Origin of the sequence: Bradyrhizobium sp. Y36, assembly GCF_002531575.1 — a bacterium.
GTDB lineage: Bacteria > Pseudomonadota > Alphaproteobacteria > Rhizobiales > Xanthobacteraceae > Bradyrhizobium.
Genome location: NZ_NWTI01000004.1, coordinates 171,867 through 191,683 on the forward strand (window position 1 = coordinate 171,867; position 19,817 = coordinate 191,683).

Here is a 19,817-nt window from a genome sequence, read left to right on the forward strand (position 1 = left end):
CCTGGATTTACGGCGCGACGAAATTGTCGGTGGCGCTCGCCGCGACGCCCAGTCCGATGTCCATCACGTGGAAGCGGACCGGAATCGACTTCTCCGGATTGTTTTCGGCCGGCGCGGTGACGAGCAGCCGCAACTCGCTGGTGGAATCGCGCGGGATCACGATGATCGGCCGGTCCGGCGTCACCGAGTCGGCGCCGACGACGTGCATCGTGGGATTGACCGGCCCCTCCACGTCGATGGCGATGGCGCGATCGTATCCGCTCTTGTTCAGCAGCCGCACGGTGTAGGCGTTGCGGATCGAGCCGTCGCTGAGCTTGACCGCGACCGGATTGCGGTCATGCAGCACGTTGACATCGAGCAGGCTGCGGGTTGCGAGCATGTAGACCATGAAGCCGCCGATCGCGGCGATGATCGCGCTGTAGACGATGGTGCGGGGCCGGACGATCCGGTAGATCGGCGCCTTGCCTTCCTGGCGGCGGTGGATGTTGATGTCGTTGTCGTAGCCGATCAGCCGCTTCGGGCGGCCGATCTTGGCCATCACGTTGTCGCAGGCGTCGATGCAGAGGCCGCACTGGATGCATTCCATCTGCGGTCCGTTGCGGATGTCGATGCCGGTCGGGCAGACCGCGACGCACTGGTAGCAATCGACGCAGTCGCCGACCTGTTGGCCGAGCGCGCGCAGCTCGGCGGCCTTCTTGACCGAGGTACGCTTCTCGCCGCGGTCGTAGCGATAGGTGACGTTGAGCGCCCATTCGTCGGTGAGCGCGGCCTGGATGCGCGGCCACGGGCACATATAGGTGCAGACCTGCTCGCGCATGTAGCCGGCGAGGACGTAGGTCGTCGCGGTGAGGATGCCGATCCAGATATAGGCGATCATCGGCCCCTGGAAGGTGACGAGCTCCTTCACCAGGGTCGGCGCGTCGTTGAAGTAGAGCACCCAGGCGCCGCCGGTCCACCAGGCAATCATGAGCCAGATCGAATGCTTGAGCACGATCTCGGAGATCCGCTCGAGCTTCATCGGATCGGACGATTTGTCCTTCTTCATCCGCTCGCGCCGGTCACCCTCGATGAGGCGCTCGACAGCATAGAACAGATCGGTCCAGACGGTTTGCGGACAGAGATAGCCGCACCAGATGCGGCCGCCAACCGAGTTCATCAGGAACAGCGCGACCGCGGCGACGATCAGAAGACCGGTGAAATAGTAGACTTCCTGCGGCCACAGCTCGATGAAGAAGAAATAGAAGCGGCTGTTGGGCAGGTCGATCAGCACGGCTTGGCTGGGGGCGCCGAGGCCACGGTTCCAGCGAACGAACGGCAGGAAATAATAGACGCCGAGGCAGATCGCCATCAGGCCCCATTTGATCCGGCGGAAGGTGCCGGACACGCTCTGCGGATAGACCTTCTTGCGGGCCGCATAGAGCGGCCCGACGTCGTCCGCAGGCTTGAGTTCGTTCGGGTTCACGGTCTTGTTCATCGCTTGGAACTTCTAAAAGAGGTGCGATTAAACCTAGACCCGACATCGCCGCGTCAGTTGATCCAGCTCAAACGGGGGCACTTTTGTTCACCCCCGTCTGAATTCCTTGAGCCGCCGACCTGCTATTTTCCGCCGCCCAGCGAGTGGACGTAGACAGCCATCGCCTTGATGGTGGCGGGATCGAGCCGCCCTTCCCAAGCCGGCATCACGCCGGCGCGGCCTTGGCTGATGGTCTCGATCAAAGCCGCTTCGTCGGAGCCGTAGAGCCAGATCTTGTCGGTCAGGTTCGGTGCACCCATCTCCTGGTTGCCCTTGCCGCCGTCGCCGTGGCAGGCGACGCAGTTCTCCGCGAAGATCTTCTCGCCCTTGGCGGCGTCGAAACCGCTCCGGGTCGACAAGCCCGACAGCGACCGCACGTAGTTAGCGACCGTGACGATCTCGTCCGGCTTCAGCACGCCGTCCTTGCCGAAGGCGAGCATCTGGCCCTCATGGGTCTTGGCGTGGCCGGAACGCGCGCCGAACTGGATGGTCTGCATGATCTGGTCGAGCGTGCCGCCCCACAGCCAGTCGTCGTCGTTCAGGTTCGGATAGCCCTTGGCGCCGGCAGCGCCGGAGCCGTGGCAGGGCGCACAATTGTCGCCGAACACGGTCTTGCCCTTGGCGCGGGCGAGCGCCAGCAAGGCCGGGTCCTTCTCGATGTCGGCGAGCGAAGCCGCGCCCAACGCCACCATCTTGTCACCGCGGATCTTCTCGAGATTGGCGAGCTCGACCGCGACGTCGGCGCGCGAGGAGTAGCCGAACATGCCCGTGGTGTTGCTGGAGATCAGCGGCCAGGCCGGATAGACGATCCAGTAGCCGATCGACCAGACGATGGTGAGGTAGAAGCAGATTACCCACCAGCGCGGCAGCGGCGTGTTGAGCTCCTTGATGCCGTCCCACTCGTGCCCGGTGGTGGACTTGCCGGAGACGGCATCGATGTCGCTATGATGATCGGTCATGGTCTCTCACTCCTCCCGCAAGGGCAGGTGCGCTGCTTCATCGAAAACAGGCTTGTTACGGGGCCAAAATGCGTAGGCGATGATCGCGAGAAAGATCGCGACGAACACCGGCGTCCAGATCGTCGTCACGAGCTCTGACGCTAGATTATGGACTGTCAGGATAGCTTTCATCGTTCATGCCTTCTCAGCGAAGATTGGCTTTCTCGTTGTAGATCTTGAAGTCGACCAGCGTGCCGAGCATCTGCAGGTACGCGATCAGCGCATCCATCTCGGTCGGCGCACCGGTCTTGCCGTCGAAGTTGCGCACGGCGGCCTTGGCGTAGCGCTTGTTGAAGGCGTCGGTGCCGGCGTTTTCCGGATCGGCCTGGGCCTTCATATCCGTGCTGGCACTTGCGATCTGGTCGTCCGTATAGGGCACACCGACGGTCCTCAGCGTACGCATATGGTCGGCGATCGTGTCCGGATCGACCTCGTTCTGGCTGAGGAACGAATAGCCCGGCATCACCGACTGCGGCACGATGGCGCGCGGGTTGGTCAGATGGGTCACGTGCCAGTCGTCGGAATATTTGGCGCCGACGCGGGCGAGATCAGGACCGGTGCGCTTGGAGCCCCACTGGAACGGGTGGTCGAACATGCTCTCGGCGGCGAGCGAGAAGTGGCCGTAGCGCTCGACCTCGTCGCGCAGGGGGCGGACCATCTGCGAGTGGCAGAGATAGCAGCCCTCGCGGACGTAGACGTTGCGGCCCGCGAGCTCCAGCGGGGTATAGGGCCTGACCCCGTCGACCTTCTCGATCGTGCTCTTGAGGTAGAACAGCGGGGTGATCTCGACGAGACCGCCGATCGCGATCACCAGCAGGATGCCGACGATCAGGATGATCGAGTTCTTTTCGAAGACTTGATGGCGTGTCCAGAACGACATTGCTTTGCTCCTCATTCCGCCGGCTGAAGAGCGACGGGCATCTGGACTTCCGCCTCGCCGACGCGAACGGTCATCCAGAGATTGTAGGCCATGATCAGCGAGCCGATCAGGAACAGGCCGCCGCCGGCGGCGCGGATGATGTAGAAGGGATGCATCGCCTCGACGGTTTCGATGAAGGAATATTCGAGGAAGCCGAGCGAGGTGTAGGCGCGCCACATCAGGCCCTGGAGGATGCCGGACACCCACATCGCCGAGATGTAGAGGACGATGCCGAGGGTCGCGACCCAGAAGTGCCAGTTGACGAGCTTCAGGCTGTAGAGGCCCTTGCGATTCCAGGCCCACGGCACCAGGCAGTAGAGCGCGCCGAAGGAGACGAAGCCGACCCAGCCGAGCGCGCCGGAATGCACGTGGCCGATGGTCCAGTCGGTGTAGTGGCTGAGCGAGTTGACCACCTTGATCGACATCATCGGACCTTCGAAGGTCGACATGCCGTAGAAGGCGACGGAGACCACGAGCATGCGCAGCACGGGATCGGTGCGCAGCTTGTCCCAGGCGCCCGACAGCGTCATCAGGCCGTTGATCATGCCGCCCCAGGAGGGCATCCACAGCATGATCGAGAAGGTCATGCCCAGCGTCTGGGTCCAGTCAGGCAGCGCCGTGTAGTGCAGATGGTGGGGACCTGCCCAGATGTAGAGGAAGATCAGCGCCCAGAAGTGGATGATCGACAGCCGGTAGGAATAGATCGGCCGCTCGGCACGCTTGGGAATGAAGTAGTACATGATGGCGAGGAAGCCGGCGGTCAGGAAGAAGCCGACCGCGTTGTGGCCGTACCACCACTGGAACATGGCGTCCTGGATGCCGCCCCAGGCGACATAGGACTTCGAGCCGAACACCGAGACGGGAAGCGCCGGGTTGTTGCCGAGATGCAGGACCGCGATCGTCACGATAAAGGCGAGATAGAACCAGTTCGCGACGAAGATGTGCGGCTCCTTGCGCTTGATGACAGTGGCAAGGAAGACGAGCAGGTAGGCGACCCAGACGATGGTCAGCCACAAATCGGCGTACCATTCCGGCTCGGCATATTCCTTCGACTGGGTGACACCGAGCAGATAGCCGGTGCCCGCGATCAGGATGAAGAAATTGTAGCCGACCACGACGAACCACGGCGCGAGGTCACCGGCGAGGCGCGCGCGGCAGGACTTCTGCACCACGTAGAAGGAGGTGGCGATGAGAACGTTGCCGCCGAAGGCGAAGATCACGGCCGAGGTGTGTAACGGCCGCAGGCGGCCGAAGCTGGTCCAGGGCAGATCGAGGTTCAGCGCGGGCCAGGCCAGCTGCGAGGCGATGAGGAGGCCGACGAGGAAGCCGGCAATGCCCCAGAACATCGCCATGAAGGAGGAGAACTTGATCGGCCCCATGTTGTAGTTGGGGCGCCCGTTGATCTCCTGCGGCGGCAGCGCCGCCGGGCGATCGAGGTAGCGGTTGATGATGACGAACACCGCCGCCAGGCTCGCCGCCGCGCTGAGCGCGGCATGGAAGGCGAAAGGCGCGTCGAGCGCCTTGGCCGAAGCGATTACGCAAAGGAAGGCGGTGACTGCGAACACGACAGCCAGGCCGCTTTCACCGATGGTCATGGATTTGGAAATGGAGGGCTGGCTCATGCGGATTCTCTCTGAAAGAACACAACGCCAAGAACCACACTCGCCATCACCGGGAATTGATTGAAATCAAGAACGGCACTTAAGTTCTTCGCAGCGGGCTAAGATCTTGCTGGCTCCCTGCGGATTTCGGCCGGTTGACCTGCCCCTGCCGCCTCTGAAGGCGGCAACAACCATGTGGAAAATTCGTGCGCGCGCCTCGCCGCAGGGAATCAGGGGGGGAAACAGTTCCGGCGCCGCGCGCAAGACGACAACAGCCTCCGTAGAATCACGGAGGCTGCGCGTGGACTTGCGATCGGGGCTGATCCGTCAGTCGCGGGCCGTCGCCTGGAGTGCTGCGATGACGTCCTCGCGGGCGATGATTCCGACCAGCTTCTGCGCGCTGTCGAGCACGATGATGCTCCGGATGCGATGCTCGACCATGATCTGAAGCACGCGTGTCAGGCGCGTGTCGGGGCTGACATAAATGAACTCGGGCGTCATGACGTCGCCGACCTTGCGGCTCATCAGGTCGTGATAGCGAGGCAGCATCTGGCTCGGCGTGAAGGCGAAGCACTTCAGGATGTCGAATTTGGTGACGATGCCGACCACCTGTCCGTCGTCCTCGACCGGATAGGAGTTGAAGTCGTCGGTCTCGAACATCTCGCTGAGCTCGAGCAAGTCGCGGTCGCGCTGCACCGCCTTGACGTTGCGCGTCATGTAGCCGTCGACGGTCTGTTCAAGAAATCTGTACACGGCGCGTCCTCCTCGATCCGATTCCGGCCGGCCGTCAGTGCGACAGCAGCACGCTGCGGGCAGTCTGCGTGACCAGATACTGGGTGACGCCTCCCAGGATCAGTTCACGAAATCTCGAATGACCATAGGCGCCCGCCACGATCAGGCCGGCATCGACGTCGCCGGCGACTTTCTCCAGTTGCGCGGCGGCGGTTTCGTTCCTGCCGCCCTCGCAGATGCGCGCCGTCGCGGTGACGCCGTGGCGGGCAAGCCAGGCGGCAACGTCGGTGACGCCTGCCGTCACGACCGCACGATCCTCGTCGCGCTCGGGAACGGCGGCGATGGTGACCTCCTTCGCCTTGCGCAGCATCGGCAGCGCATCGGCCACCGCCCGCCGCGCTTCCGGCGTGTCCTTCCACGCCACCAGCACGCTGCGCAGGTCGAGCCAGTCGACCGCGTCGGGGACGACCAGAAGCGGGCGTCCGGCCTGCATCACCAGATCCTTGGGGCTTGCGAGCGCGAACGCGTCGGAAAAGGCCGGGCTCTGCCCGCCGCTGACGACAATGTCGGCGCAGCGCGCCTGCGCCAGGGCGAATCGCGCCGGAAAGTCCATGGCACTGCGCCACTCCGCGTGTCCCCCGCGATTCCTGGTGGCGGCACGGAATTGCGCCTCGAGGCCGGCCAGCCGCCGCTTGACCGAGGCTTCGCCTTCGTCGATCAGCGCTTGCGCCTCGGCGCCGTCGGTGAAATAGAGCGGCGGTGCGAACTGTGCCGCGGCGACCCCGACGATGGCCGCCTCGAATCGCTCGGCAAGCTCACCGGCAACCTGAAGACGCGCCTCGTTGGACTGATCGAGCGCCAGGCTGACCATCACCGTCGCGTATGTCATCGGAATTCTCCAGTGCAAAAACCTTGGTGAAATCTACGCCGGCCTCCGCACTTCGGGATGAGATAGATCAAGAAGGCCGCCGACGCCCGGCTTGCCGTCAATCCGCAAGCGACGGAACTTGCCACCGGCCCGGCCTTGAGCGACATTGGGGGAGTGGTAACCGCGTCCGGAGCCGCCCCATCAGGATAGGAGCATCATTTGTCGCCGACCCGCGTAACGCACTTGCAGGACGATGGTCGGGGCGAACGTTTTCGCGTTCGGATCGAAGGGTTTGGCGTCGGCACCTGGGATCTCGATCTCGCGACACGGGAATTGGACTGGTCCGACACCGCCAGGGTTTTGCTCGGCGTCGAGCCCGATCAGCCGCCGAGCTACGAGCTCTTTCTGTCGCGCCTTCAACCTCCGGACCGAGAGCGGGTCGAGAGCGCAGTCAAGCGCGTCTCCGAGCGTGGCGGCGGCTTCGACGTGTCTTTCAGGGTGGCGAACGCCGCCGGCAGCGGGCAGTGGATCCGCGCCCGGGCCGGAGTCATTCGGGACGAAGCCGGCGCGGCCCGTCATCTCAGCGGCATCTTTCTCGACATCGACGAGGAAAAGCAGGTCGAGGAGGCGCTGCGCACCCGCGAAACCCACCTCCGCTCCATTCTCCACACCATTCCCGACGCCATGATCGTGATCGACGGTCACGGCATCATGCAGCTCTTCAGCACGGCCGCGGAGCGCCTGTTCGGCTGGTCCGAGCACGAGGCGATCGGCCAGAATGTCAGCATTCTGATGCCGGAGCCCGATCGCAGCCGCCACGACGGCTACATCGCCCGTTACCGCACCACGAACGATCCGCACATCATCGGCATCGGCCGCATCGTGACCGGCAAGCGCCGCGATGGCACGACTTTTCCGATGCACCTGTCGATCGGCGAGATGGAATCCGCCGGCGAACCCTATTTCACGGGCTTCGTCCGCGACCTCACCGAGCACCAGCAGACCCAGGCCCGGCTGCAGGAATTGCAATCCGAGCTCGTCCACGTCTCGCGGCTGACCGCGATGGGCGAAATGGCCTCCGCGCTCGCCCACGAGCTCAACCAGCCGCTGGCGGCGATCAGCAATTACATGAAGGGATCGCGGCGCCTGCTCGCCGGCAGCAGCGATCCCAACTCACCGAAGGTCGAAAGCGCGCTCGATCGCGCAGCGGAGCAGGCCTTGCGCGCCGGCCAGATCATCCGGCGCCTGCGCGACTTCGTCTCCCGCGGCGAATCGGAGAAGCGGGTCGAGAGCCTGTCCAAGCTGATCGAGGAGGCCGGCGCGCTCGGGCTCGCCGGCGCGCGCGAGCAGAACGTGCAGCTCCGCTTCAGGCTCGATCCCGACGCCGATCTCGTCCTTGCCGACCGGGTGCAGATCCAGCAGGTGCTGGTCAATCTGTTCCGCAACGCGTTGGAGGCGATGGCGCAGTCCCAGCAGCGCGAGCTCGTCGTCGCCAACACCCGCGTCGGCGACGACATGATCGAAGTGGAGGTCTCCGACTCCGGTACCGGCTTCCGGGACGACGTCATTCCAAACCTGTTCCAGACCTTCTTCACCACCAAGGACACCGGCATGGGCGTTGGGCTCTCCATCAGCCGCTCGATCATCGAGGCTCATGGCGGCCGCATGTGGGCCGAGAACAATGCATCGGGCGGCGCAACATTCCGCTTCACTCTGCCGGCAACCGACGAAAGCTGATTCATGGCGACCAAGGGACATGTCTACGTCATCGACGACGACGCCGCGATGCGCGATTCGCTGAATTTTCTGCTCGATTCCGCTGGATTCAGCGTCACGCTGTTCGATGACGCGCTCGCCTTTCTCGATGCCCTGCCCAGCCTCGGCTTCGGCTGCGTCGTCTCCGACGTGCGCATGCCCGGCCTCGACGGGATCGAGCTCTTGAAGCGGATGAAGGCGCAGCAAAGCACATTCCCGATCCTGATCATGACCGGTCACGGCGACGTGCCGCTCGCGGTCGAGGCGATGAAGCTCGGGGCGGTCGATTTCCTGGAAAAGCCGTTCGATGACGACCGTCTCACCGCGATGATCGAGTCGGCGATCCGCCAGGCCGAGCCCGCCGCCAAGAACGAAGCCGTCGCGCAGGACATCGCCGCCCGCGTGGCCTCCTTGAGCCCCCGGGAGCGCCAGGTCATGGAAGGGCTGATCGCGGGCCTGTCCAACAAGCTGATCGCCCGCGAATACGACATCAGCCCGCGCACCATCGAGGTCTATCGGGCCAACGTCATGACCAAGATGCAGGCCAACAGCCTTTCGGAGCTGGTCCGGCTGGCGATGCGCGCCGGCATGCTCAACGACTGAGGCTGATCGGATTTGGGCAAATCGGATTGAGGCAAGTCAAGGCCACTTCCCAATGCTATGCTAGCCAAGCAGGATGATCGAGGTCGGTTCACATCATGAGCGGCCGTCGTCCTCAGCGCTCCCCACCGTCTACGTGGTCGATGATGATGCCGCCGTTCTGGGCTCTCTGCGGTTTCTACTGGAAACCGACGGCTTTGCCGTGCGGACTTTCAGGAGCGGCACCGCGCTGCTCAACGCGGGCGTCGCGCGCGGAGCGGACTGCTACGTCATCGACTACAAGATGCCCGACATCAACGGCATCGAGCTGGCCAACCGCCTGCGCCAGGCCGATCGCGGCACGCCCGTGATCCTGATCACCGGCTATCCGGACGAGAACATTTCGGCCCGAGCTGCCGCGGCGGGCGTCAAGGACGTGGTCCTGAAGCCGCTCCTGGACGAAAATCTGGTCAAGCGCATCCGCCGCGCCATCCAGGATCGCCCCCGCTAGCTATTTGTTCTATATTGGCTTTTCTGAAGATCCGGACGCATTGAGCGTGCGCGGCCGAGCGGATCCGGATCGGGTCCTCGCCTCCGGACATCTACGTAAGGCAACCCCCTTAAGATATCGCTCGAAATTTTCGAAGCCCCTGATACCGCGTACCAAAGCGTCATCACAACGGAGATGGCGCAGATGCTGACCCAGACGATCAACACCCAGGCGATCAACACCCTTGTCGGCAAGATTGCCCCTGCCCATCCCGTCACCGACCAGTTCGGCGCGATCACGGGCCACGTCGGTCTGGTCGCCACGGAATTCTCCTACCGCAAGGACGAGGAAATCTACGGCGAGGACGAGCCGGCCGAGTATGTCTACCAGGTCGTGTCGGGCGCTGTGAGCAGCTACAAGCTCCTCTCCGACGGCCGCCGCCAGATCGGCGCCTTCCATCTTCCCGGCGACGTGTTCGGCCTCGAATCCGGTCCCGCTCACCGCCTTGCTGCCGAAGCCATCATCGACACCACCGTCCGTCTCGTGAAGCGCGCCAGCCTCGAGAAGGCTGCAGGCACCGACGTGCAGGTTGCCCGCAAGCTCTGGGCCATGACCGCCGGCGAGCTGCGCCATGCCGAAGACCACATGCTGCTGCTGGGCCGCAAGACCGCGATGGAGCGCGTTGCGACCTTCCTGCTCGAAATGGACCGCCGCCTCGCCGTTGCCGGCATGATGGCCCTGCCGATGTGCCGCCGCGACATCGGCGACTATCTCGGCCTCACGCTCGAAACCGTGTCGCGCGCGCTGTCGCAGCTTCACGCCCAGGGCATTCTCGGTTTCTCCGGCGCCCGCCAGATCGTGCTGCGCAATCGCCAGCGCCTGCAGCATCTCGACGCCTGATCGGTTTCTCCCCCGTGACTTGGCCGGCCGAACTCGCTTCGGCCGGCCTTTTCTTTTGCGGCTATCGCACGGTGCGCCGCGTCTCCGGCATCACGAAGAGAATCAGCAGGAGCCCGGTCGCGGCAATGCCGGACAGCCCGATAAAGGCGGTCGCGTTGCCGAACTTGTCGCTGACATAGCCGCCGAGCGCCGTGCTCAGGGACGCGCCGATGCCGGTCGCGGTGCCGACGATGCCCTGCGCCAGGTTGAAATGGCCGCTGCCGAAGGCGACGTCGGCGACGATCAGCGGAATCATGACCGCGAATACCGCTGCGGTAATGCCGTCAAACACTTGCACGAGCACCAGGAGATAGGGGTCGCGCACGGTTGCGAACAACAAGCCGCGAATCGCCAGCGCGCCGAAACCGATCAGCAACAGCGGCCGTCGGCCCCAGAGCTGCGCCTTGCGCCCCACCGTCGGCGACAGCAGGGCCACGATCGCCTGGGGAACCACGATGCAAAAGGCGACGAGCACCGTCGCCCATTGGGCGGACCGCGCCGTCACCGCGCTTGCCATCAGCGGCATCATGGAAGCGTTCGCCAGTTGCAACAGCAGAACGCTGAGGGCGAAGACGATCAGCGGACGCTGCCGGATCAGATGCCAAATGTTGGTGTCGCCGCGATCTGCCGATTCGCGCGGCATCTCGCCGTGACAGCGGGCGATATCGACTTCCTTTTCGCGGATGTACGAGAGCGCGATCAGGGTCGGGATCGCGAGCAGGAAAGTGACCAGGAACACCGAGCGGCTCGACAACAGATAGCCCGCGGTACCCATCACCGCCGCCGCGACGCCGTTGCCGAGGGAGGCGAAGCGCGCGTTGCGGCCGAGCCGCTCGCCGATCGCGAGCGGACCGACGAGGCCAAGGCTGATCGCCGCAATCGCCGGCCCCAGCACGCAGCTCGCCGCCGCGTGCAAGGTGGCCGCGGCCACCACGACGGGAAAGATCGGCATCGCGGCATAGGCCAGTGCGCAAGCCCCGATGGTCGCAATGGCGAGGGCGGCGACCAGGCGCTCGGATTTCGCGGCATCGATGATCGCGCCGCCCGGCATCTGCCCGATCAGGGCGACGATGCCGCCGATCGACAGGACGAGGCCGATCTCGACCTGGGTCCATTTCTGGGTAGTCAGATAGACCGCGATGAAGGGGCCGAATCCGGTCTGCACGTCGGCGAGGAAGAAGATGAACCAATCGAGGCCGCGCAAGCTCTGGCGCGACGGCGCCGGAATGCCGGCGGCCGGTGGCGCGGCGACGTTGCCCCCTTCAACGCGGCCTTCGCAATCTGCACGGTTCGGCTTCCTCGACAACAGCACAGGCGGTCAGCCCTCCCTGCACCTCACTGGATCGCTTGCAGCGGTTGAAGGCTGCCGGATGCGCCGAGCACGACGATCGGCGTGTCCTCCTTGTATTCCGGTGCGGCCGCGACCTGCGCCTTGGTCAATTCCAGCGTGATGCTGTCCTTCTTGTTGGCAATCTTGCCGAAGCGCAGTGCGTTCCAGTCCACCACGATCTTGCGGCTGCCGACGCCGAGAAACCCGCCGAAATCGATCGCCGCGGCGCGGACGTGGCCGGTGCGATCGACGATGACGTCGACGATGCGGCCCATGTCCTCGCCGGCCGCGCTGCGCACGTCGCGGCCGAGCACGCCATGGGCCTCGCTCGCGCCGATGATGGTCACCGACGGCGGCGGGGCGGCATCCTTCGGCGTGACGGTGACGGTCGAGGCCGGCGGCTGGGCCGTCGCCGGCGCATTGGCCTCACTCGGGCCTATGGGCGGCTCGTCCGCGGCACGCACGGTCGCGGCCGCCAGGCTCGCGACGACGGCCGTACCAAGGGTCAATGCTGCTATCCCACGCATGACGTCCTCCTTGCGCGCCGCTAGCGCGCCAGCACGATCGAGACCTGGATCTGGCCGCGCGTGCGCAACACCTCCAGCGCCACGTCGTCGCCGTGACGACTGACGCGAAGATCGACGCTGGATTCACCGAGGCGCAGATCGCGCAGGATCACCTCGTTGAGGAACGCCGGCAGATGCGGGTTGCGCAATCGGATCTCGCCGCGCGCCACGTCGAACTCGAGGCCGAGCGCCGCTTCCAGCAGCGTGAACGGCGTCGCGCTGGCCCAGGCCTGCGGCGCGCAGGCGACCGGATAGAGCGTCGGGCCGCGCCGCTTCTCGCGCCGGAAGCCGCAGAACAACTCGGGCAGCCGGCGCAGATCCATGTAGGTCGCCGCGTCGAACAGTCCCTTGAAGACGTGCGCCACCGAATGCTTGAGGCCGTAGCGCGCAAGCCCGAGTGCGATCAGCGCGTTGTCGTGCGGCCAGATCGACCCGTCATGATAGGACATCGGGTTGTAGCGCACCTCGCCGACGGCGACCGTGCGGATACCCCAGCCCGAGAAGAAATGCGGCCGCATCAGGTCGGCGGCGACGAGGCGGGCGCGGTCCTCGCGGATCATCCCGCTGAACAGGACCTGACCGGCGTTCGAGGTCCGCACCTTGCACAGCCGTTTCTTGCCGTCGAGGGCGAGCGCATAGGTGCCGAGCTCCTCGCACCAGAAAGCCTTCTCGAAGCGTTCGGCCAGCGCCCTGGCGTCGGCCTCGAGCTTGCGCACGCGGTCCTGCTTGCCGAGCCGCAAGGCGCAACGCGCAGCGAGCTGCTTGGCGGCGTAGACGTAGCCCTGGACTTCGGCGAGCGCGATATTGCCTTCCGCGAGCTGCCCGTCGGCGTGGAAGATCGCGTCAAACGAATCCTTCCAGCCCTGATTGGCCAGCCCCTTTTCGGTCGCGCGCTGGTATTCGACGAAGCCGTCCTGGTCGGGATCGCCGGGACCGTCGATCCAGGCCAGCCCCGCCTCGATCGCCGGCCACAGCTCGATCAGGGTCTTCTCGTCGCCGGTGCGTTCGAAATAGCTTCCGGCGAGCAGCACGAACAGCGCGGTCGAATCGACGCTGCCGTAATATTGCGCGAACGGCACCTCGCGCAGCGCGGCCATCTCGCCGCCGCGCATCTCGTGCAGGATCTTGCCTGGCGCGGCATCGGCAAGCGGATCGATCGCCTGGGCCTGGAAATGTGCGAGCCGGCGCAGGACGCCCTTGGCAACGCGCGGATCGACCCACAGCATCTGGAGCGCGGTGATCAGGCCGTCGCGGCCGAACGTCGTCGAATACCAGGGAATGCCGGCGTAGGGATAACGCCCCTGCGGCGTCTCCGTCATCAGCATGTTGAGGTCGGCCATCGCCTGGCACAGCACCTCGTTGAAGATGTTGTTGGAGGTCTCGATGCTGGCGGCGCCCATCGTGGACTGGCGCATCTCGCGGCGATGGGCGAGCAGGCCCCGGAAGAAGCGCGCCGGCTTCTCCGCGACCGGCCGGTTGCACGACACGGCCACGAACAGCGATTTCGATTCATGCGGATCCAGCTCGAGCTGCCAGGTCGCGGCATTGACCGTCAATCGCGTCGGACGCGGATCGAAATGCAGGCCCGTGGTGCGCTCGACGTCGTCGAGACCGCGATATTCGAACAGCACGTCGGTCGGCCCGAGCAGCTTGCTCGTGCCTACCCCGCGGCGCGGGCGTCGCTCGCCGCGAACCTCGAACAGATCGGCAAAGTCGTTGTCGAACAGCAGGGTCAGCTCGAAGCTGGCCCGCGCATCGCCATGGTTCTGCACGCCGATGCGCTGATAGGCGGTGCCGCGCCACAGGAAGATCGTGCGCACGACGTGCAGCAGATCCTTCTGGAAGACGAGACGGCCCTGACGGTAGATGTCCGGATTGGTCAGATCGACGGTCAGCGACGAATTGTCGTCGCGCAAATTGGAACCGAGCAGCAGCGGCTGGAGATCGTCGAGCACGAGCTCCAGCCGCGCCAGATAGCGCGTGTCGTGGTGGAACAGACCGTCCGGACCGCCGGCCGAGGCGCCGATATCGCCATGGCTGTCGAGCACGATGAACATGTCGTCGTGCTTGAGGGACCGCCGCGGCCGGGCGGATGGCCCGGTCATGGGAATGTAGAAGGGCTGCTCCGCAACCTGTTCGGAGGTGTGCGTCACGGAGACGAATTGGGCTACGGCTTCGGCCGACATGAGCTGCTCCCCTGCGCTTGTTTCGAAACGCAACCGACTCAACAACGCGACTGTGGGTTTACGCGGCGGCTTGCGCGAGCCGGCTCATTTCCTGCGTGACCAGCTCGCGATATGGCCCGTGGCCCTGCATCAGGCGCTCCGGCGAGCCATCCTCGATGATCTTACCATGCCTCAGCACCACCACGCGGTCGAAATTGCGCAGCGTCGCGAGCCGGTGCGCGATCGCGATCACGGTGCGTCCGCGCATCAGGCGCGACAGCGCCTCGCGGATGGCCTCCTCGGACTCGCTGTCGAGCGCCGCGGTCGCCTCATCCAGCAACAGGATCGGCGCGTCCTTCAGGAAAGCGCGCGCGATCGCGATGCGCTGACGCTGGCCGCCGGACATCTTGACGCCGCGGTCGCCGACCATGGTGTCGAGCCCCTCGGGCAGGCTCTCGACGAAATCGCAGCGCGCCGCGATCGCGGCGCGCAGCACCTCGTCGTCGGTCGCGTTCGGCCGGCCGTAGCGGATGTTCTCGCGGATCGAGCGGTGGAACAGGGAAATGTCCTGCGGCACGACGGAGATCGCCTCGCGCAGGCTCTGCTGTGTGACCATCGAAATATCCTGACCGTCGATGGTGATGCTGCCCTCGTCGGTATCGTAGAAGCGCTGGAGCAGCGTGAACAGCGTGGACTTGCCGCCGCCGGACTGGCCGACCAGGCCGACGCGCTGGCCGGGCTGGAGCCGCAGGCTGAACCGCTCGAAGATCTTCTCTCCGCCGGGATAGCCGAAGGTGACGTTGTTGAACGCGATCGCCGCACCGCTCTTCACCAGCGGCTCGGCGTCGGGGTGATCGCGCAGCTCGTGCGGCACCAGCAGCGTGGCGATCGCCTCGGTCAGCCGCGCGACGTGCTGGGTGACGTCGACCAGCGCCACCGCGAGATCGCGCGTCGCGTTGAGAATGGAAAGGCCGAGGGTGCAGACCAGCACCACGTCGCCAGTGGTCGCCTCGCCCTTCTGCCAGAGCGTGATCGCCCAGGCCATCAGCGCCACCGTCAGAAGCACGGTAACGCCAGCATGGGTGAGGCGCAGCTTCTCCAGATAGCGAAGGCTCCGGCCGCGCGCGGTGAGCTCCCGGTTCACGGTCGCGTCGAACCGCTCGTGCTCGTGGCTGATGCCGCAGAACGCGCGGACCAGCGGCATGTTGCTGATGACATCGATCATCTCGCCATCCACCACGGCCGCCTTGTCGGCGAAATCGTCATGCAGCGGCTTGCCCGCGGCAGCGAGGCGGAACATCGCGATCACCATGCCGCCGGCAATCACGATCAGGCCGAGCGCCATGTAGGGACTGACGGTTCCAATCAAGGCGATGGCCGCAATTGTGGCAATGCACGGCGGCAGCACGTTCCATACGAACATGTTCTCGACCGTGAACACCGCATTCGACGTCGCCGTGATGCGGCTCGTCAGCATGCCCGGCATCCGGTCCGAGAAGTAGCTCGGCGCATGGCCGGTCAGATGACGAAATATGTCACGTCGTAAATCACCCGTGACACGAACGAAGGTGAAGCTCGCCGTCCAGCTCGCAATCCGCCACAGGAAGTTGTCGGCAGTGATTAGCGACATGAGTAAAATGAATGCCAGCCATACGCCGCCGCCCTGCGAAGGGCCCGCAGACAAGGCGTCGACAAGGGCCTTGACCCCGTACTGGGTGCCTACTGAGCAGGCAACCGCTGCAACCACCGCGGTCAGGATCACCAGATGCGAAGCCATTCGCATCCGGAGATAGCGCAGGACAAAGGCAAATGGCCTGCGCGAATATCCAGAAAGATGATCCATATGGCTATCGCCCCATTTTGTTGATTTTCATTTTGTTATCGACTGAACATCGACCAGTTCGCCCCGGTTCCGGGCAACGTCATCACGACATGCGGATGCGGACGATCTGCGAAGATGTGATGGCAGCATCGCGACGAATACCGGACGTGTCGAATAAGTAACGTTCGGGGGAAGGAACTTCGCAAGTGCGGGAACGTTCCCCTCGCTGGCATTGCCGGTGCCGGCACGCGGGGGCTTCTACGATCATGATCGCACAAAGGAGAAGGTGAGATGCGCATCGCGCAGGTTGCTCCGTTGACGGAGGCTGTTCCACCCAAGCTGTATGGCGGCACCGAGCGGGTGGTGCACTGGTTGACGGAAGAGCTCGTGGCCCTTGGACACGATGTGACGCTGTTCGCCAGCGGCGACTCGCAGACCTCGGCAAAGCTGGATGCGCTATGGCCCAGGGCGCTACGCCTCGACGGTTCCGTGCGCGACCCCAACGCGCTGCACATGGTGCTGCTGGAGCGCGTGCGGCAGAAATGTGACGACGAGGAGTTCGACTTCCTCCACTTTCATCTCGACTACTATCCCTGGTCGCTGTTCCACCGGCAGCCGACGCCGTTCTTGACCACGCTGCACGGCCGGCTCGATCTGCCGGAGCATCAGCCGGTCTTCAACACCTTCTCCAAGATGCCCGTCGTCTCGATCTCCAATGCGCAGCGCCGTCCGGTGCCGCAGGCAAACTGGGTGAAGACGATTTACCATGGCTTGCCGGAGAACCTGCTGACGCCGAAGCCGACAAAGCAGGAATATCTCGCCGTGCTCGGCCGCATCGCGCCGGAGAAGGGCGTCGATCGCGCCATCAAGATCGCATCCCATTGCGGCATTCCGCTCAAGATCGCAGCCAAGGTCGATCGCGCCGACCAGGATTACTACGACGAGCTGATCCGTCCCATGATCGAGAACAATCCGCTGGTGGAGTTCATCGGCGAGATCAGCGATCACGAGAAATCGGATTTCCTCAGCGGTGCGCTCGGGCTTCTGCTGCCGATCGACTGGCCGGAGCCGTTCGGCCTCGTGATGATCGAGGCGATGGCGTGCGGAACACCCGTCGTCGCTTTCAACCGCGGCTCGGTGCCCGAGATCATCGACGAAGGCCTGACCGGGTTCGTGGTCGAGGACGTGCTCAGCGCAGCCGGCGTCGTCGGCCGCCTCGGGCAACTCGACCGCGCCGCGATCCGCAGGCAGTTCGAGACGCGTTTCACGGCGCGGCGCATGGCGCTGGACTATCTCGCAGCCTACCGCAGCCTCGCCGAGGAAAAGGCGCCGCGGATCAAGCTGGTGAGCAGCGCGGAGTAAGGGCGGCCGCAACCGCAACTGTGGTCCCGGACAAGCGCGCCTTCAGCGCGCGCCGATCCGGGACCCCTACTCCGCAGCATTGGCTTTGCGAAGGCTCGGAGTTACCAGCCAGCGCCCAAAGCACTTCCTGTGGCGATGGGTCGCCGCCTTCGCGGAGACGACAGCGGAGTGTGACGCGCCCTCAGCGCGTCAACCCGGGCTTCCCCCTACCGCACCACTGCCCGCTTCGGCTCCACGATCTCGAACATTCTCGGGAATTCGTCCATCAGGACCATCAGTTCGGCAAGCTTCATGGGATTGCCCGACAGCTTGACCTTGCCGGCAGCCACCGCCTCCGGGAAGCTCGTCAGCTTCGCGATGACCTCATCGAGCGTAGCGCGCGCCAGCGTGAAGCTGGCGTCGGCACTCTCCGCCTGCACGCCCTCGGTATAAGTGAGCGCGCAGTTCTCGAGGTTGAGCACGAAGGTCTCGCCGGTGTCGGAAAAGCGCCAGTTCAAGACGATGTGCTTGCCTTCCGCCTTGGGGCCGTTGAGGCGAATCCCAAGCACGTCCCAGAGCTGGGAGGTGCGCAGCGCCGCCAGCGTCTCGCGCGGCATCGGCGGCCGGGCCGGCACCTTCGGCATGCCCTGGCGCAATTCCTGCGCGCCGAACAGATAGGCATTGCGCCAGGTCGCGCTCTCGGCGGCGTAGCCGAGCTGCTCCAGCGTGTCGGCGAGCAAACCGCGAGCCGCCGCATGATCAGGTTCGGCGAAGACAAGATGGCTGAGTGCCTGCGCGACGAAGCGAAACTCCCCCTTGTCGAAATCGGTGTGCGCCCGCGCCAGGATCGCGTCCGCGCCGCCCATGTATTCGACATATTTCCTGCCTGACTCGACCGGCGGCAACGGATCGAGATTGACCGGGTTGGCGTCGTACCAGCCGAGATATTTCTGGTAGATCGCCTTCACATTGTGCCGGATATGGCCGTAATAGCCGCGGCCGTGCCAGGCGCCCTCCAGGCTGTTCGGCAGCCGGATGGTCTCGGCGATCTCGGCCGCGGTGAGACCGTGGTTCATCAGGCGGATGGTCTGGTCGTGCGCGAATTTGTAGAGGTCGCGCTGCTGGCGGATCATCGTTCCGATGCGCTCGCGTCCCCATACCGGCCAGTGATGCTGACCGCACATCGCCTCCGCCTTGCCGTCCCACAGTTGCAACGCCTCGCCCAGATATTTCGACCAGGCCAGTGCATCGCGTACATCGGCGCCGCGGAACGGCAGCAGATTGTGGAAGTTGTGGGTGCAGTTCTCGGCGAGGTTCAACAGCTTGTAGCGCGGGATGAAGAAGTGCATCTCCGCCGGTGCTTCGCTGTTCGGCGCCATCTGGAATTCGAATTCGACGCCGTCGATGACGCGCCTGTCGCCGGTCGCCATGATCAGATCGGTCGGGCGCAGCAGCGCAACCGATCCTGCCGCCATCGACTTGCCGAGCCCGCAATCGACCTGCCCCCGCGGCCCCTTGGCGAGCAGCGGCCCGAACTGGTACTGCGCCCGGCGCAGCATGGCCGGTCCCGCGATGATGTTCTCGGAGACGGCGTGCTCCATGAACAGGTTCGGTGCGATGATGGGCACGCGGCCGGTGGCGAGCGCATCCTCCTCCAGCACGCCGCGCGCGCCGCCCCAATGGTCGGTGTGGGTGTGCGTGAAGATGACGGCGGCAACCGGCTTCAGGCCACGGTGCTTGAAGTAGAGATCGAGTGCAGCCCGCGCCCCCTCGATCGAGGTCAGGGTGTCGACGACGATGACGCCGTTGTCGCTCTCGATCAGCGTCATGTTGGCGATGTCGAGCCCGCGCACCTGGTAGACGCCGGGCACGACCTCGAACAGGCCATGCTGCATGTTGAGCCGCGACTGCCGCCACAGGCTCGGATTGACCGTCGGCGGCGCCTGGTCAGCCGACAGGAAGTCGTAGGGCTCGAGGCTCCAGACCGTCCGCCCCTGCGGATTTGATATCTTCGCCTGCTCGATCGTGCCGAGGAAGCCGCGCGCGGCATCGTCGAAATCCCGCCTGTCGGAAAACGGCAGCGCGTTCAGCATCGCCGCCTGCTGCGCGATGACGGACGGCGTCGCGTCCTTCGGCTCGTTGCTGATGTCGATCATGTTTTCCCCTCCCGGCCGGCTGCGCGGCATCTAACCGCATCTC

Annotated in this window: 17 protein-coding genes; 5 read left to right on the forward strand and 12 right to left on the reverse strand. The window is 64.8% G+C overall.

The annotated features are described in order from the left end of the window. Positions 1 to 7: 7 nt before the first annotated feature. From ccoG to CO669_RS09590, 7 genes are all read right to left on the reverse strand, one after another. A complete protein-coding gene (gene ccoG, locus CO669_RS09560; protein WP_097659559.1) occupies positions 8 to 1,474 on the reverse strand; it encodes a cytochrome c oxidase accessory protein CcoG in 1,467 nt (488 codons plus the stop codon). A gap of 122 nt (positions 1,475 to 1,596) precedes the next feature. After that, positions 1,597 to 2,472, reverse strand: coding sequence for a cytochrome-c oxidase, cbb3-type subunit III (gene ccoP, locus CO669_RS09565; protein WP_097659560.1), 876 nt, complete (start codon positions 2,470 to 2,472; stop codon positions 1,597 to 1,599). Between the two features lie 6 nt (positions 2,473 to 2,478). Further along, on the reverse strand, positions 2,479 to 2,643 hold the full coding sequence (locus CO669_RS09570; protein WP_097659561.1) for a cbb3-type cytochrome oxidase subunit 3: 165 nt from the start codon (positions 2,641 to 2,643) through the stop codon (positions 2,479 to 2,481). A 13-nt stretch (positions 2,644 to 2,656) separates the two neighbouring features. Then, positions 2,657 to 3,391, reverse strand: coding sequence for a cytochrome-c oxidase, cbb3-type subunit II (ccoO, locus tag CO669_RS09575; RefSeq protein ID WP_097659562.1), 735 nt, complete (start codon positions 3,389 to 3,391; stop codon positions 2,657 to 2,659). Between the two features lie 11 nt (positions 3,392 to 3,402). Then, a complete protein-coding gene (gene ccoN / locus CO669_RS09580) occupies positions 3,403 to 5,052 on the reverse strand; it encodes a cytochrome-c oxidase, cbb3-type subunit I (protein ID WP_097659563.1) in 1,650 nt (549 codons plus the stop codon). Between the two features lie 306 nt (positions 5,053 to 5,358). After that, the gene (locus CO669_RS09585; protein ID WP_097659564.1) at positions 5,359 to 5,784 is read right to left on the reverse strand and encodes a CBS domain-containing protein; all 426 of its coding nucleotides are present in this window, start codon (positions 5,782 to 5,784) and stop codon (positions 5,359 to 5,361) included. Positions 5,785 to 5,818: 34 nt separating this feature from the next. After that, positions 5,819 to 6,652 (reverse strand): universal stress protein, encoded by an 834-nt coding sequence (locus CO669_RS09590; protein WP_097659565.1) that lies wholly within the window; start codon positions 6,650 to 6,652, stop codon positions 5,819 to 5,821. A 198-nt stretch (positions 6,653 to 6,850) separates the two neighbouring features. On the opposite strand from CO669_RS09590, the gene fixL reads away from it, so the two are divergent. The 4 genes from fixL to CO669_RS09610 all read left to right on the forward strand — a co-directional run bounded on the left by fixL (position 6,851) and on the right by CO669_RS09610 (position 10,355). Next, a complete protein-coding gene (gene fixL / locus CO669_RS09595; protein WP_097659566.1) occupies positions 6,851 to 8,368 on the forward strand; it encodes a sensor protein FixL in 1,518 nt (505 codons plus the stop codon). A 3-nt stretch (positions 8,369 to 8,371) separates the two neighbouring features. Beyond that, positions 8,372 to 8,989, forward strand: coding sequence for a response regulator FixJ (fixJ, locus tag CO669_RS09600; RefSeq protein ID WP_097659567.1), 618 nt, complete (start codon positions 8,372 to 8,374; stop codon positions 8,987 to 8,989). Positions 8,990 to 9,062: 73 nt separating this feature from the next. Further along, positions 9,063 to 9,476, forward strand: coding sequence for a response regulator (locus CO669_RS09605; protein ID WP_097659568.1), 414 nt, complete (start codon positions 9,063 to 9,065; stop codon positions 9,474 to 9,476). A gap of 183 nt (positions 9,477 to 9,659) precedes the next feature. Then, positions 9,660 to 10,355, forward strand: a complete 696-nt coding sequence (locus CO669_RS09610; protein ID WP_198963926.1) for a helix-turn-helix domain-containing protein — start codon at positions 9,660 to 9,662, stop codon at positions 10,353 to 10,355. A 61-nt stretch (positions 10,356 to 10,416) separates the two neighbouring features. Here CO669_RS09610 and CO669_RS09615 read toward each other — a convergent pair whose 3' ends face one another. From CO669_RS09615 to CO669_RS09630, 4 genes are read right to left on the reverse strand one after another with little or no spacing between them, the layout of a single operon-like run. After that, positions 10,417 to 11,706, reverse strand: a complete 1,290-nt coding sequence (locus CO669_RS09615) for an MFS transporter (protein ID WP_097659570.1) — start codon at positions 11,704 to 11,706, stop codon at positions 10,417 to 10,419. A 23-nt stretch (positions 11,707 to 11,729) separates the two neighbouring features. Next, the gene (locus CO669_RS09620; RefSeq protein WP_198963927.1) at positions 11,730 to 12,251 is read right to left on the reverse strand and encodes a PRC-barrel domain-containing protein; all 522 of its coding nucleotides are present in this window, start codon (positions 12,249 to 12,251) and stop codon (positions 11,730 to 11,732) included. A gap of 20 nt (positions 12,252 to 12,271) precedes the next feature. Then, entirely contained in the window at positions 12,272 to 14,476 is a 2,205-nt protein-coding gene (locus CO669_RS09625; RefSeq protein ID WP_097659571.1) for an amylo-alpha-1,6-glucosidase, read from the reverse strand. 58 nt (positions 14,477 to 14,534) lie between these two features. Beyond that, positions 14,535 to 16,298 carry an ABC transporter ATP-binding protein gene (locus CO669_RS09630; RefSeq protein WP_097659572.1) on the reverse strand — a complete coding sequence of 588 codons (1,764 nt, stop codon included), beginning with the start codon at positions 16,296 to 16,298 and terminating at the stop codon, positions 14,535 to 14,537. Positions 16,299 to 16,568: 270 nt separating this feature from the next. On the opposite strand from CO669_RS09630, the gene CO669_RS09635 reads away from it, so the two are divergent. Continuing rightward, on the forward strand, positions 16,569 to 17,639 hold the full coding sequence (locus tag CO669_RS09635) for a glycosyltransferase family 4 protein (RefSeq protein WP_097659573.1): 1,071 nt from the start codon (positions 16,569 to 16,571) through the stop codon (positions 17,637 to 17,639). A gap of 206 nt (positions 17,640 to 17,845) precedes the next feature. Here the strand turns inward: CO669_RS09635 and CO669_RS09640 are convergent, their stop codons facing one another. Further along, positions 17,846 to 19,774, reverse strand: a complete 1,929-nt coding sequence (locus CO669_RS09640) for an alkyl/aryl-sulfatase (RefSeq protein WP_097659574.1) — start codon at positions 19,772 to 19,774, stop codon at positions 17,846 to 17,848. Between the last annotated feature and the right edge of the window lie 43 nt (positions 19,775 to 19,817).